8 protein-coding genes are annotated in these 15,157 nt (G+C 68.4%); 7 read left to right on the plus strand and 1 reads right to left on the minus strand.

The window, feature by feature from the left end:
* Positions 1-2,743 (plus strand): condensation domain-containing protein (locus CSQ93_RS28185; protein WP_199534540.1); only part of this gene is annotated, 2,743 nt, incomplete at its 5' end.
* A complete protein-coding gene (locus CSQ93_RS28190) occupies positions 2,740-5,763 on the plus strand; it encodes a non-ribosomal peptide synthetase (protein WP_099380877.1) in 3,024 nt (1,007 codons plus the stop codon). The genes CSQ93_RS28185 and CSQ93_RS28190, both read left to right, overlap by 4 nt.
* A gap of 6 nt (positions 5,764-5,769) precedes the next feature.
* On the opposite strand, the gene fhuF is transcribed toward CSQ93_RS28190, so the two are convergent.
* Entirely contained in the window at positions 5,770-6,546 is a 777-nt protein-coding gene (gene fhuF / locus CSQ93_RS28195; protein WP_158301403.1) for a siderophore-iron reductase FhuF, read from the minus strand.
* A gap of 190 nt (positions 6,547-6,736) precedes the next feature.
* On the opposite strand from fhuF, the gene CSQ93_RS28200 reads away from it, so the two are divergent.
* The 5 genes from CSQ93_RS28200 to CSQ93_RS28220 all read left to right on the plus strand — a co-directional run.
* Positions 6,737-8,395 (plus strand): cyclic peptide export ABC transporter, encoded by a 1,659-nt coding sequence (locus CSQ93_RS28200; protein WP_099380879.1) that lies wholly within the window; start codon positions 6,737-6,739, stop codon positions 8,393-8,395.
* Between the two features lie 70 nt (positions 8,396-8,465).
* Positions 8,466-9,557 (plus strand): GNAT family N-acetyltransferase, encoded by a 1,092-nt coding sequence (locus tag CSQ93_RS28205; protein WP_099380880.1) that lies wholly within the window; start codon positions 8,466-8,468, stop codon positions 9,555-9,557.
* A 2-nt stretch (positions 9,558-9,559) separates the two neighbouring features.
* Positions 9,560-10,885 (plus strand): lysine N(6)-hydroxylase/L-ornithine N(5)-oxygenase family protein, encoded by a 1,326-nt coding sequence (locus tag CSQ93_RS28210; protein WP_099380881.1) that lies wholly within the window; start codon positions 9,560-9,562, stop codon positions 10,883-10,885.
* Between the two features lie 36 nt (positions 10,886-10,921).
* Positions 10,922-13,078, plus strand: a complete 2,157-nt coding sequence (locus CSQ93_RS28215) for a TonB-dependent siderophore receptor (RefSeq protein ID WP_158301404.1) — start codon at positions 10,922-10,924, stop codon at positions 13,076-13,078.
* Between the two features lie 63 nt (positions 13,079-13,141).
* Positions 13,142-15,157: condensation domain-containing protein (locus tag CSQ93_RS28220; protein ID WP_158301405.1), on the plus strand; the 2,016-nt coding region annotated here is incomplete at its 3' end.

Genomic DNA, 15,157 nt, shown 5'->3' on the forward strand with positions numbered 1-15,157 from the left:
GCGCAGCGCGCTGCCGGTGCCGGTGCTGGAAAGCGCGGCGTACTCGGCGCCGCAGGGCGAACTGGAACAGGCGCTGGCGGCCATCTGGAGCGTCTTGCTGGGCGTGCAGCGCGTGGGGCGCGAGGATAACTTCTTTGCGCTGGGCGGGCATTCGCTGCTGGCCACGCGGCTGGTGTCGCGCCTGCGCGGCACGCTGCAATGCGAGCTGCCGCTGCGCACCGTGTTTGCCGCGCCCACGCTGGCGGCGCTGGCGGCCGCCATCGGCGTGCACCGCGAGGAGGGGCTGCATGCCGAGGCACTGCCTGCGCTGCTGCCCTTGCCGCGCAGCGGCGCGCCGATGGCGCTATCGCTGGCGCAGCAGCGTTTGTGGCTGGTCGAACGCCTGGCCGCGACGGCGTCCGCCACCTATAACATGGGCGCCACGGTGCGCCTGACTGGGCCGCTGCAGGTGCCGGCCTTGCAGGCGGCGCTGAACTGGCTGGTGGCGCGCCATGAAAACCTGCGCAGCCGCTATCCGGAGCAGGACGGCGATCCGCAGGTGGAGATCGCCGCGCAGCTGCAGCTGGACTTGCCCGTCACCGACCTGCGCCACTTGCCGCTGGCCACCCGCGAGGCGGCGGCCGCCGAAGCCGTCCGCGCCGACGCGCGCCTGCCTTTCGACCTGGTGCACGGACCCGTGCTGCGCGCCAGCTTGCTGCGCATGGAGGATGAGCAGTACCTGCTGCAGTTCGCCATGCATCATATGGTGGCCGACGGCTGGTCGGTCGGCATCCTGGCCGACGAGCTGGCCCATGGCTATGCCGCGCACTGCCTGGGCGAGGCGCCACGGCTACCCTCACTGCCGCTGCAGTATGCCGATTACGCGGCCTGGCAGCGCGCCGTGCTCGATGGCCCGGCGGGCCGCAGGCAGGCGGCGTTCTGGCGCGAGGCGCTGGCCGGCGCGCCCGTGCTGCTGCCATTGCCGCTGGACTTCCCGCGCGCGCCGGTAGCGAGTCACGCCGGCGCCGAGCTGCGCTTCGTCCTGCCCGCCGCGCTGGTGGCCAGGGTAGAGGCGCTGGCCAGGCAGCAGCAGGCGACGCCCTTCATGGTCTTGCTGGCCAGCTTCCAGTGGCTGCTGCACCGCCTGACCCTGGCCGACGATATCGTCATCGGCACGGACGTGGCCGGACGGTGCCACAGCGACCTGGAAGGCTTGATCGGCTTCTTTGTCAATGTGCTGCCGCTGCGTTCGCGCATCGCGGCCGGCGACGATTTCAACGCGCTGCTGGCGCAAGCCAGGCGCACCACGCTCGATGCGTTCGAACACCAGGACCTGCCGTTCGACCGCATCGTCGAGGCGGCAGGCACGCCGCGCGACCGGCGCTGGAATCCGCTGGTGCAGCTGCTGTTCGTGCTGCAGAACACGCCGGCCGGCCAGCTGGCGATGCCCGGCATCGACGCGGTCATCCTGCCACCGCTTGAACGCTCCTCGAAGTTCGACATGGCGCTTTTCCTGGAACCGCGCGCCGATGGCGCGCTGGCCGCCGAATGGGTGTATGCCAGCGCGCTGTTCCGGCCCGACAGCGTGGCGCGCCTGGCCGACGCCTGGCTGGGCTTGCTCGACCGGGCGCTTGCCGCGCCTGCCACCCCTTTGATCCATTTCAGCGTACCCGCACACAAGGACATCATGGATAGCACACCCGTAACGCCATTCGCGGCCGGCAAGCTCGACGGCCTGAAGAAGAAAATGCCGCTGGCCGGCGCCAGGCCCGCGCCGCGCGCCGCCATCCGCCAGGGGCCGCTGCAGGCCGGCCGTGATTTTCCGCAGCTGATCGAGCCGGCCAGCGACGACCTCGATCCCGTCGCCTGGGCGCGCGGCCAGCGCGAGTTCATCGACGCCACCTTGCGCCGGCACGGCGGCATCGTCTTCCGTGGGTTCGGCTTGCGCACGGCGCAGGAATTCGAGTCCTTCGCCGAAGCCATCGACGCGCAGCTGTATGGCGAATACGCGGACTTGCCGAAAAAGGAGGGCGGCAAGAAGACCTACCGTTCGACGCCGTATCCGGAACAGCAGATGATATTGTTCCACAACGAGAGCGCCCACCTTGACCGCTGGCCGCGCAAGCAGTGGTTCTTCTGCGAGCTGCCGTCGCCCGTGGGCGGCGCCACGCCCATCGTCGATTGCCGCGAAATGCTGCGCCGCCTGCCGGCCGAGGTGGCCGAGACGTTCGAGCGCAAGCAGCTGATGTACGTGCGCACGTTTACCGACAAGTTCGACGTGTCATGGCGCGATTTCTACCGCACCGACGACCGCGCCGAAGTCGAGGCGCGCTGCGCTGCCGCCGGCATCGAATGCCGCTGGCTGGAAAACGACACGCTGCAGACGCGCACCATCTGCCCGGCCGTGATCCGCCACCCGATGACGGGCGAGCGCAGTTTCTTCAACCAGGTGCAACTGCACCATATCTATTTCCTCGAACCCGAGGTGCGCGAGGACTTGCTGGCGATGGTGGGCATCGAGCGCATGCCGCGCCACGTGTATTACGGCGACGGCACGCCGATCGGCGATGACGTCATGCGCCTGGTCGGCGAATTGTACGAGGCGTGCGCCGTGCGCTTCGCGTGGCAGCAGGGCGACGTCGTCATGCTCGACAATATGCTGGCGGCGCACGCGCGCGATCCGTTCCAGGGGCCGCGCAAGATCGTCGTGGCGATGAGCGAATTGCTGGGACGCGCGCAACTGGCGCAAGGCGGTGCGGCATGAGCGCGCCGGACGCCATCGCGCTGAGCGCCGAACAGCGCGCCGTGCCGCCCGATGCAGCCATGCTGCAGCTGACGCTGGATATCGCCGGCCAGCCCGATATGGCGCGCCTGCGCGTGGCGGCAGATACGCTGGCGGTGCGCCACACGCAGTTGCGCGCCCAATTTGGCGCCGTCGACGGCTACCGCGGCCTGCGCCAGTGGATTGCGCCGCCGGAGGCGGTGGACCAGGCGCTGCAGATCCACGCGACGCCGCAAGGCTGCCAGCTGGTACTGCGCCTGCCGGCCCTGGCGGCGGACCGGCGCAGCATGGAAATCCTGTACCGCGACCTGCTACGCCTGTATGACGGCGCGGCGCTGGACGAACCGTTGCAGTACGCCGAATTTGTGGAATGGCGGCGCGACATCGAGCAGGGCGACGATGGCCAGGCCGGGCGCGCCTACTGGGCCAATGTGGGCCGGCAGGCGCCGGTGCGCCTGGCCTATCGCGATGGCGCCGCGGCAGGAGCGCAGCGTGCGGTGCAAGCGCGCGAGCTGCCCGCGCCGGTGGCGGCCAGCCTGGGCCGGCTGGCCGATGCTTTCGGTGTGCTGCCGGTGGCGCTGTTGCAGGCTGCGTGGTGGGCGCTGCTGGCCCGCATCCAGGGGCATGGCAGTTTCAGCGCCGGCTGGCAGCACGACTGCCGCCGTGACTATGCGGTGATGGATGGCGCCGTTGGCGTCTTTGAAAAGATCCTGCCGCTCGATATCGGCCTGTCGCTCGACGAGCCGTTCGGCGACTGGCTCTCGCGCTGCGCCGCCATGCTGGAGCAGCACGTGCAGGCGCAGGAATTCGCGCCCGTGGCGGCGCCCCATGGCGATGCGCATTTCAGCGCGGGCTTTGCCGTGGGCGAGTTGCCGGCCGGCGCGCAGGTGGGGGACGTCACATTTGCCTGCGGCCCGTTGCCGGCCAGCGCGGACGTCTTTGAGCTGGCGCTGCTGGTCGAGCTGGACCCGGCCGGCGCGGCGCGGCGTCTGAGCGTGCGTCATGCGCCGTGCTATGGCGCGGCGGCTGCCAGCCGGCTGCTGGAGCAGCTGGCCACCTTGCTGGCGGCGCTGGAGGAGGGCGCCGCAGAGGCCATTTCCGCCTTGCCGCTGGTGGGTGCTGAGGAACGGGCGGCGCTGCTGGCCCTGAACGGCCCGGCCGTGCGCTATGGCGCGCGCACCTTGCCCGAGCGTGTAGGCGATTGGGCGCGCCAGACGCCGGGTGCACCGGCGCTGCAGGCGCGCGGCATGCAGCTCGACTATGCGCAGCTGGACGAACGCGTCAACCGCCTGGCGCACTGGCTGCGCGCGCAGGGCGTGGGCAGCGACAGCATCGTGGCGCTGGCCCTGCCGCGCAGCGGCGACCTGGTGGTGGCGCTGCTGGCCGTGCTGCGCGCCGGCGGCGCCTACCTGCCGCTGGAACCGGAGTGGCCTGCCGCGCGCACCGCGGCGATCCTCGCTGACGCCAGGCCGGTGCTGTTGCTGACACCCAATGAGGAAGGTCGGCGCGGCGGCGTGCGCTGCGTATCCCTGGCCGCCATCGCGCCGCAGTTGCAAGCGTGGCCGGCGACGGCGCCGGAACAGCCGCCCGACGCGGCGCAGGCGGCGTACGTGCTGTACACCTCCGGCTCGACGGGCACGCCGAAAGGGGTGGTGGTGGAACACCGCCACCTGCTCAATTATGCGCTGGCGGCCAGCGAGCAGCTGGGCCTGGACGGCGCGCGGCGCTTTGCGCTCAGTTCCGCGCTGGCGGCGGACCTGGGCAATACGGCGCTGTTCGGCGCGCTGCTGCATGGCGCCTGCCTGGTGGTGGCCGATGCGCAGGACATGGAGTCGCCGGCCGCGTTTGCGCGCTTCATCCGCGATGGCCGCATCGATTGCCTGAAGATCGTGCCATCGCACCTGGACGCGCTGCTCGACGAGCACGATGCGGCGCTGCCGGCCACCATTGTGCTGGGCGGCGAGGCCGCGCCGCGCCGGCTGCTGCAGCGCATCCATGCGCTGGCGCCGGCCAGTCGGGTCTTCAACCATTACGGTCCCACCGAGACTACCATCGGCGTCATGACGCACGCGCCGGACCTCGCCGCGCCGCTGCCGGCCGTGCTGCCGCTGACGCGCGTGCTGAGCAACTGCCGCGTGCTGGTGCTCGACAGCCATGGCGCGCTGGCCGCCACCGGCTCGCTGGGGGAGCTGCATGTGGGCGGCGCGCAGCTGTGCCGCAGCTACCTGAACCGGCCCGGCGCGCTGTTCGTGGACGATCCGCTGCTGGCGGGCGAAAAACTCTACCGCACCGGCGACCTGGCGCGTTATTTACCCGATGGCGGGCTGGAACTTGCGGGACGCGCCGACCATCAGCTCAAGCTGCGCGGTTTCCGCGTCGAGCCGGGCGAAGTCGAAGCGGCTCTGCTGTCCCTGCCCGGCGTGCGCCAGGCCGTGGTCGCGCCGCGTGGCGAGGATCACCAGCGCCACCTGGTGGCCTGGGTGGTGGCGCACGAGGGCCAGCAAGGGCAGGAAGAGGCCTGGCATGCGGCCCTGCGCGCCTGCCTGCCCGAGGTGATGCTGCCGGCGGCCATCGTGCTGCTGCCGCAGCTCCCGCGCCTGGGCAATGGCAAGGTCGACCTGCGCGCGCTGCCCGATCCACGTCCCCGCCAGGCGGCACAGGGGACGCGCACCGAACCCGCGACGGCCCTGGAATGGTTGCTGGCGCACCTGATGGGCGAGGTGCTGGAGCAGGAAACGCCGGGCGCGGATGATGACTTCTTTGCGCTGGGCGGACATTCGCTGCTGGTGATCAAGCTGGTGGGACGCATCCGCAAGGCGCTGCAGCTGGAATTCGCCCCTGGCCTGGTGTTTGACCACGCCACGCCGGCGGCGCTGGCGCGCGCCTTGTCGGCGCTCGCGAACGAGGCCGGCCGCCTGGAGCAGGTGGCGGGGCTGCGGCGCCAGCTGGCCGACATGACGCCGGAAGCGCGCGCGGCGCTGCGCCAGGGGGCGCCGGCCTAGTGTTTTTTAGGAGAGCTTGCGTTGCGCCGCCTGGCGCTGGCGACAGTCGAGCGGGCAGTCGGCGCAGAAATCGAGCCGCAGCCGGTAGCGCAAACAGCACAGCTGGCGCTGGCGCACGTTCGCCACCAGGCGCGTGGGCTGGTGCAGGGGGTTGGCCAGCTGGTCCGGCCATTGCGCCGTGGCGCACAGGAAGTGCAGGTCGGCGGCGATGCGCGGCTGCGCCCCCATCAGCAACTGGCATTGCAGCAGCGTTTCCTCGGCGATCACGGCGGCATTGTTCCACAGCAGGCGCGGCGCCAGGCGGTATTGCGTGGCCAGCGCGTCCACCACCAGCGTCAGGTGGTTGCGCACCAGCGGTTGCAGGCGCGCTGCGCTATCGAGCGCGGGATGCGCCGCACCGGCGTCTTCCAGCACGAAGCGCAGCGGCGCGCCATCGGTATCGGCCAGGAAACGCACGCGGCCAGGGGCGAGCGGGAAGCACCAGCCGCAGGCGGCCGATGCCGCCAGCACGGGCACGAGCAGGGCGTTGAAATACAGCTTGGACCAGGTCGACGCCAGCGCCTTGGGATGGGCGCCGGGAAAGCGCAGGGCAAACAGGGCCAGCGCCGCCGCCAGCTGCGGACCGTCGAGGAAGGCCTCGAGCGCGGTGCCGACGGGGGCGCTGGTGTCTGCTACGGCCAGCGCCGCGCCATAGGCGGCCAGCTCGCTATGAAACAGCTGGGGCAGGGGGCCGATCAGGCAATGCTGCGGACTTGGGGCTTGCTGGGGCAGGGACATGGTCATCGATTCTTCGTGGCACGGCACGTATAAATAAATACATGCTTTGGTTGCGGTAATAACAATTCTCATCTATTATCAGTTAAATGTAAATGTGAAGCATTCTCATTTGTATTCCCATTCTCATTAACGTCAACTGTAACTGATTCGGCACTACTTCTCTCATTGATGTCCTTCTGATTTCGAGGCTGTTTGCATGAACGTTTTCCTGTCCCTGATCCGGCGCTTCCGCGTGTTGCTGCTGCTTACTTCCTTGGCCAGCGTGTGCAGCGCGCTGGCTGGCATCGGCCTGATCAGTGCGATCAACCAGCGCATCGCCGCACCGGCCGCGCCTGGCGCGCATTGGGCCCTCGTCTTTGGTGCCTTGTTGCTGGTGCTGTTCGTCTGCGGCTTCGCGTCCCAGGCCCTGCTGACGGCGCTCGGCCACCGGGTGGTGTATGAAATGCGCCTGGTGATGCTCAAGCGCGTGCTCGATACGGGCATCGAACGCCTCGAACAGATCGGCGCGGCGGCCCTGTATGCGGCGCTGACCAAGGACGTGGCGGCCATCGGCATGGCCTTCAACCGCTTGCCCTTCGTGCTGTACAACGGCGTGCTGGTGCTGGGCGGCTTCGCCTACCTGGCCTGGCTGTCGTGGCAGCTGTTCCTGCTGACGATCGTCGCCGTGGGCGGCGGCGCCCTCTTTGCGCAAGTCATGATGCTGCGCATGCGCGCGCTGATGAAGCAGGTGCGCGAGACGGACGACGCGATCTTTGCCGGCTACGAAGGCGCCATCGAAGGGCGCTGCGAGCTAGCCCTGAACGCCACGCGCAAGCAGCTGTTTTTCGAGCAGGACTTCACGCCGGCCGCCGAACGGGCGCGCCAGCTGGAAGTGCGCGCCGATCGCTACTGGATTTTCAGCCTGAACTGGGGCGCCGTGCTGATCCTCGGCCTGGCCGGGCTGATGTTCATCGCCGGCGATTATTTCGCCGTGCCGGCGCAGGCCGTGGTGGCCTTTGTGCTGGTGCTGATGTTCCTGCGCATGCCATTGAACGACCTGGTCGAAGGCTTGCCGATGCTGTTGTCGGGTAGCGTGGCGCTGGAAAAGATCGACAGCCTGGCGCTCGAGGCGCATTGCGCCGGCTTTGACGTGCAGCCTGCCGCCGCGCCGGTGGCGCCGGGCCTGCCGCTGCTGGTCCTGGAGAACGTGCAATACCAGTATCCGCATGCCAGCGATGAATACGGCTTCCGTCTGGGTCCCGTCAACCTGCAACTGACGTCAGGCGAAATCGTCTTCATCGTCGGCGGCAATGGCAGCGGAAAGTCGACGCTGGCGCGCATCCTGACGGGCCTGTACCAGCCGTCCGCCGGGCGCGTCGAGCTGCTTGGCACGCCGGTCGGCGGCGCCAACAGTGCCTGGTACCGCAGCCATTTTTCCACCGTTTTTTCGAATTTCCACCTGTTCCAGGGACTGGTCGGGCCGCTGGGTACGTTCGATCCGGCGCTGGCGCAAGCCTTTTTGCAGCGCTTGCGCCTGGAGCGCAAGGTCACGCTGCACGCTGGCCGCCTGTCCACCGTGCGCCTGTCGCAGGGGCAGCGCAAGCGCCTGGCGCTGCTGATGGCGCATGTGGAGCAGCGCCCCATCCTGCTGCTCGACGAATGGGCGGCGGACCAGGACCCGCCATTCCGCGACTTCTTTTACCGCGAGCTGCTGCCCGAGCTGCGCCGTGGTGGCAAGACCATCATCGCCATCAGCCATGACGACCGCTATTTCGGCGTGGCCGACCGCGTGCTGCGCTGCGACGGCGGCGTGCTGCAGCCGCTGGCCGTGGCGCGCGGCGTGCGCGATAGCGCGGCGGACCTGAGCGCGGCCTGACGCGGCCCCTGCTTCTTATCTATTACGTGTCAGCTGCACCCCATTCGCGATTCAGAACGAGGATACCAACATGGCCGAGAACGTACAGCATCACCCGAGGGAATTTGTCACGCAGCGTGCCGGGGCGGCGGCCCTGTACACCGCCGTCGACGGCGCGCAATTGATCGTCACGCTGGACGGCGTGGCCGTGCAGCGCTGGCAGATGGCCGGTGCCCCGGCAGGGCTGCAGCTGACCTTGCAGTCCGGCGGCGAGGACGCGCTGGCGCGCGATGCGGCATTGGCTGCCTGTGAAACGGCGTTCGCGCTGTATCCGGGCGAAGCGGGCCTGCACCTGGCGGGGGCGCCACCCGCGCTGGCTGCGCAATTGCTGCAGGGCGCGGCATTGGACGCGGGCGCGGGCCTGCTGCAGCTGCCTGCCCAGCGCTTCTGGCAAGAGTCGGGCGTCTGGCTGACACGGCCAGGCAGCGGCGCCTACCCCTTGCAATACGTCATGAGCCACGGCCAGCGCCACCCGCTGCGCGCGCCCAAGCCGTCCGGCCAGGTGTATGCGCGCCACATTCCCTGGCTGAACCAGGTACTGTCGCTGCGCACCGTCGATATCGACGGCGACCTGGCCACTTTTAACCGCTGGATGAACGATCCGCGCGTGGCCCACTTCTGGCAGGAGGAAGGCGACCTGGCCAGGCACCGTGCCTACCTGGAGCAATTGCAGGCGGATCCGCACATGCTGCCGCTGATCGGCTGCGCCGACGGCAGGCCGTTCGGCTATTTCGAGGTGTACTGGGCCAAGGAAAACCGCATCGGCCCGTATTGCGAGGCGGCCGATTTCGACCGTGGCTGGCATGTGCTGATCGGCGAGGAAGACGTGCGCGGCCGCCCCTGGGTGACGGCCTGGCTGCCGTCGCTGATGCACTACATCTTCCTCGACGACGTGCGCACGCAGCGCATCGTCGGCGAACCGCGCGCCGACCATCACCAGCAGATCAATAACCTGGACCGCAACGGCTTTGCCAAGATCAAGGAGTTCGATTTTCCGCACAAGCGGGCCATGCTGGTGACGCTGCTGCGCGAGCGCTTCTTCGGTGAGCGGCGCCTGGTGCCGCCTGGCGTGGCGGAGCATGAACTGAGCTATTTCAACCACCTTGCCACGCGAAGCGAGTGACCATGCAAGCCAATTACCTCGTGCATGACCTGATCGGCATCGGCTTCGGCCCGTCCAACCTGGCATTGGCCATCGCCTTGCGCGAGGCGGCCCCCTCCGATGGCGCGCTCGACGCCTGCTTCATCGAGCAGAAGCCCGACTTCGTCTGGCATGGCGACATGCTGCTCGACGACAGCCGCATGCAGATCTCGTTCCTGAAGGACCTGGTCACCCTGCGCAATCCGGCCAGCCCCTATACCTTCATCAATTACCTGCAGCAGCACGGCCGCCTGCAGGATTTCATCAACCTGAAGACCTTCTATCCCAGCCGCCACGAATTCAACGACTACCTGCGCTGGGCGGCCGGGCGATTCGCGGCCGATTGCCATTATGGCGAAGAAGTGGTGGCGGTCGAGCCGGTGCTGCATGACGGCGTGCTCGATCACCTGTGCGTGCGTTCGCGCCTGCATGGCGGCGCCGAGCGCCTGCGCCATGCGCGCAACGTGGTCCTCAGCGTGGGCGGCGCGCCGCACATCCCGCCGCTGTTCGCCGCCTGGCGCGACGACGCGCGCGTGTTTCACTCCTCGCGCTATCTGGCGGGGCTGGCCGCCTTGCCCCAGCCGCGCCGCGTGGCCGTGGTCGGCGCGGGGCAAAGCGCGGCCGAGATCTTTCTCGACCTGCAGGCGCGCGGCCCCGGCATGCAGGTCGACCTGATCGCGCGCAACGCGGTGCTGCGCCCGGCCGACGACAGCGCCTTCGTCAACCAGATATTCAATCCCGAATATACGGACTATGTCTACCAGCGCGGTTCCGACGCGCGGCGCAGCCTGATCGATGAGCTGAGCAATACCAACTACGCGGTGGTCGACACGGGCCTCATCGAACGCATCTACGACTTGCTGTACCAGCAGAAGGTGCGCGGCAGCGAACGCCACCGCGTGCTGTTCGAGCATGAAGTGGCCAGCCTGCGCAGCGGCGACGATGGCAGCTTGCTGGCGGAATTGCGCCAGGTCGACGGCGGCCCCTCCGGCACTTGCCGCTACGACGCCGTGGTGCTGGCCACCGGCTACCAGCGACAGACCCACCGGCGCCTGCTGGCGCCACTGGCGCAGTGGTTCGACGTCGGCGACGTGGCGCGCGACTACCGGCTGCGCGGGCCGCAGGACTGCGCTGCGGGCATCTTCCTGCAAGGCTGCTGCGAAGACACGCACGGCTTGAGCGACACCTTGCTGTCCGTGCTGGCGATCCGCTCGCAGGAGATCGCCGACGCCATGCTGGAGCAGCGCCGCCAGTGGGGCCGGCCCGCCGCCGATGCCTTCAGTCGCAGGGAAAGCGCGCACGCCTGGTGAAATCCTATTTTTCATGCATGTTTCGAGGAGATGTTGATGTCCGTAGTTAAAAAAAGAGGCGCCCGGCGCATGGCGCTGTTGTCCGCATTCTCGGCCCTCTCGGCCGCTGGCGCCGCGTGGGGGCAACAGGATGAGGTGACCTTGAAGGAAGTGGTGGTGAGCGGCAGCGCCGACGAGCAAAGCGGCAATCCGCGCTTGCGCATCGGCTCCAAGCTGCCGCTGGCGATGCGCGAAATTGCGCAATCGGTCAGCGTGGTCACGCGCGACCAGATCGAGCAGCAGAACCTGGTCAATCTGTCCGACGCGCTGCGCCGCACGCCAGGCGTGACGGTGGAAAACAAGGATGCCAACCGGGCCATCTTTTACTCGCGCGGCTATGAAATCAATTCGGTGCAGCTTGACGGCGTACCCACTACCTACGATTTTCGCGTCAGCGCCTCGTCCGACCTGGCCCTGTTCGAGCGCGTCGAAGTGCTCAAGGGGCCGGCCGCGCTGTATGCCGGCACCAGCGGCACGGGCGGCAGCATCAACCTGGTGCGCAAGCGCCCGACCAGCGAACTGCGCGCCACGGCGGAGCTGAGCCTGGGTTCCTGGAACAAGCGCCGCGCCGAATTCGACGTCGGTTCCGCGCTGAACGCGGAAGGCACCTTGCGCGGCCGCGTCGTCGGCGTGGTGCAGGACAAGGACTTTTTCTACGATGACGCGCATGAGCGCAGCCACACGCTGTACGGCGTGGCCGACTATGCCTTCAGCCCGGCCACGCGTCTGACCGTGGGCGCCAGCACGCAATACGTGCGCGCCGCTGAACAGCCGTGGAATTATCCCGCCATGCTCGACCTGTCAAGCGGCAAGCCCGTGCTGTCGCTGCCCAGGATCCCGCGCAGGACGAATATCGGCGCCAATTTCAACCTGGATCAGTACCGCACCACCAACGCCTTTGCTGAACTCGAACACAAGATGGCCAATGGCTGGAGCGGGCACCTGTCCGCCAACTGGCTGGAAAGCGGCCTCGATCGCATCCAGGCCTATCCCTGGAATCCGATCGATCCGGCGGACAACCTGGTGCAGCTGTACGTGGGCGGCGGCAAGGACCGCCAGCGCCAGTCCGGCCTCGACGTGAACGCCGGCGGGCCGTTTTCGCTGTTCGGCCGCCGCCACCAGCTGCTGGTGGGCGCCAACTACAGCAAGATGCGCTTTGCCTCGCCGTATTACCGGGGCGAATTCGACGAGAAAGTGGATATCTTCCGGCCGCGCCATGACTTCCCCCGCCCGGACTTCCTGTCGCTGGGGGAAGGGCAGAACCTGCGTTCGGAACAGTATGGCGTCTACACGAATGCGCGTTTCAGCCTCACCGATCCGCTGACCCTGGTGCTGGGCGCGCGCGCATCGTGGTGGAAGGGCCGCACGCAGGACTACACGCCGGACAGCTCGGTGGAAAGCCGCAACGAGGCGACGGGCAAGATCTCGCCGCAACTGGGCCTGATCTATGACCTGAGCCGCGACTACTCGCTGTATGCCAGCTATGTCGACGTATTCCAGCCGCAGGCCTTCGCCGGGCGCGATGGCACGCCGCTCAATCCACTGAAAGGCAAGCAGTATGAACTGGGCATCAAGGGCGAGAGCGCCGACCGCGCGCTGAGCGGCTCGCTGGCGCTGTTCCGCGTCAGCGAAAACGGCCGCGCCCAGTCCGTGCTGGTGCCGGACGGCGTCGACTACTACATCGCCCGCGGCAAGACGCGCAACCAGGGTTTCGAAGCCCAGGTCAACGGGCGCCTGCTGCCAGGCTGGGATGTGTATGGCGGCTACACCTATATCAACTCGCAGGAACTGGAAAGCCTGGACGGACTCGATTCGAGCGCCTTTTCCGCCATCGCGCCGCGCCACATGCTGCGCCTTGGCAGCAACTATGCGTTTGCCGGCGACTGGAAGCGCTTCAGCCTTGGCGGCGGCGTGACGGCCGTCAGCCGCTTCTACAACAGCATCGCGGTGCTGGGCGGCGCCCAGCTGGCGCAGGGCGGCTATGCCACCGTGGATGCGCATGCCGCCTGGGCCGTCAGCGAACGCGCCACCCTGGCGGTCAATGTCAGCAACCTGTTCGACCGTCATTACTACCAGCGCATCAATACGCCGCAAAACGGCAACGTGATCGGCGAACCGCGCGCGCTGGCGCTGACCTTGCGCCTAAAGCTGTAAGCCCCTGACGGCCGCCGCCCGGTCCACGCCGGGCGGCTTATCCCATCGTACTCCGACGCCTCCATGACCACCAACCAAGACCAATTGCTTGCCCTGCTGCTCGACGATGAAACCGATTGCGTCGATGCGATACTGCCGCGCGCCCTCGATGGCGATGGCGCCGCGCCGCTGTCCTTCCAGCAGCAGCGCCTGTGGTTTTTGCAGCGCTACGAATCGCGCTCGACCGCGTATAACCTGTGCCGCGCGTTTCGCCTGGAAGGCCCGTGCGACGGCGCGGCCCTGCAGGCGGCGCTGCGCGCGCTGGTGCAGCGCCATGCCGTGCTGCGCACGCGCTTCGAGGAGCGCGACGGCTTGCCGCTGCAGATCGTCGAGGCACACGCCAGCCTGTCGCTGGGGCGCGAGACGGCGCCCGCGGCGGATGCCGCTGCCGCCGAATGGCTGGCCGCACGGCTGCGGCGCGAAGCCGACACGCCGTTCGACCTGAGCGCCGCGCCGCTGCTGCGCGCGACCCTGATCGATTGCGGCCACGAGCACGCGGTACTCATACTGAGCATGCACCACATCGTTTCGGACGCCTGGTCCAATCCCGTGCTGATCCGCGACCTGGCGCAAGCCTACCGCGCCGCGCAGGCGGGCACGCCGGGCCTGCCGGCGCTGCCGCTGCAATATGCCGACTATGCTGCCTGGCAGCGCGCCATGCTGCAGGGCGCGCACCTGGATGCGGAGCTGGCCTACTGGACGGCCTACCTGGGTCAGGACGTGCCGGCGCTGAATTTGCCCGTGCTGGCGGACGACCCCGCGCCCGCGCAGGCGTCCGGCTGCCACGCGTTTGCGCTGCCGCCGGCGCTGGCCGGCGCGGCGCTGGCGTTTTGCCGCGCGCAGCAGTGCACGCCATTCGTGATCCTGATGGCTGCCTGGCAGCTGGTGCTCGCCGGCTTGAGCGGCCAGCGCGACTTTGCCATCGGCGTGCCGAACGCGGGCCGCAACCGCCACGAAGTGCATGAGCTGATCGGTTTTTTTGTCAACACCCAGGTCTACCGCGCGCGCCTGGCGCCCGGCCTGACGGCGCGCACCCTGTGCCGCCGCTTGCGCGGCGAGGCGCTGGCCGCGCTGAACCACGCCGAGCTGCCATTCGAACTGCTGCTCGACGCGATGCGCATCGAGCGCGACCTGTCGCGCAATCCCCTGTTCCAGGTGCTGTTCAACCTGCGCCACGAAGGCGCGGCCGCTTCCGCCGTGCCCGTGCTCGATGGCTTGTCCGTCAGCCTGCTGTCGGAGGCGCAGGTCGAGGCCAAGTTCGATCTGTCGCTCGATGTCGCCATCGGCGCCGAAGGCGTGACGGCCAGCCTGGAATACCGTACCGCCCTGTTTGATGGGGCCGGCATCGCGGCGCTGGCCAGCTATTTTGTCAACGTGCTGGCGGCCATGCTGGAACGGCCCGATGCCGTGCTCGATGGGAGAGGCCTGTTGTCCGCCGCGCAGGCAGACGCCGTGCTGCGCCAAGGCCGCCATGAGGGCGGACCGTGGAACGACTTGCCCGTGCACGCGCAGTTCGAGCTGCAGGCCGTGCTGCACCCGGATGCGCTGGCGCTGCTGTACCAGGACGAGGCGCTCACTTACCGCGCGCTGAATCTGCGCGCCAACCGCCTGGCGCACGCGCTGCTGGCGCAGGGCGCGGGGCCGGAAGTGCGCGTCGGCATCGCCGTCGAGCGCTCGGTCGACATGCTGGCCGGCTTGCTGGCCATCCTCAAGACGGGCGCCGCCTACGTGCCCCTCGATCCCGGCTATCCGGCCGAACGCCTGGCCTACATGATCGCCGACAGCGGCATGGCGCTGCTGCTGACGCAGGCATCCGTGCTGCCACGTCTCGCGCTGCCGGCGGGACTGCCCGTGCAACTGGTGGAACAGCCATCCGCGCTGGAGCACGATCCCGGCCACGCGCCGCTGCCGCAGCAACTGGCCTACGTGATCTACACGTCCGGTTCGACGGGCAAACCGAAGGGCGTGGGCATCGCGCATCAGGCGTTAAGCCGGCATGCGCAAGTGTCCGTCGGCTTCTTTGGCTTGACGGCGCAGGAC

The organism is Janthinobacterium sp. BJB426 (genome assembly GCF_002735705.1).
Taxonomy (GTDB): Bacteria; Pseudomonadota; Gammaproteobacteria; order Burkholderiales; family Burkholderiaceae_D; genus Janthinobacterium.

Bases quoted from the DNA above. Each gene is read 5' to 3' on its own strand.
- CSQ93_RS28190 (WP_099380877.1), top strand. From the start codon at position 2,740: ATGAGCGCGCCGGACGCCATCGCGCTGAGCGCCGAACAGCGCGCCGTG.
- fhuF (WP_158301403.1), bottom strand. From the start codon at position 6,546: ATGACCATGTCCCTGCCCCAGCAAGCCCCAAGTCCGCAGCATTGCCTG.
- CSQ93_RS28200 (WP_099380879.1), top strand. From the start codon at position 6,737: ATGAACGTTTTCCTGTCCCTGATCCGGCGCTTCCGCGTGTTGCTGCTG.
- CSQ93_RS28205 (WP_099380880.1), top strand. From the start codon at position 8,466: ATGGCCGAGAACGTACAGCATCACCCGAGGGAATTTGTCACGCAGCGT.
- CSQ93_RS28210 (WP_099380881.1), top strand. From the start codon at position 9,560: ATGCAAGCCAATTACCTCGTGCATGACCTGATCGGCATCGGCTTCGGC.
- CSQ93_RS28215 (WP_158301404.1), top strand. From the start codon at position 10,922: ATGTCCGTAGTTAAAAAAAGAGGCGCCCGGCGCATGGCGCTGTTGTCC.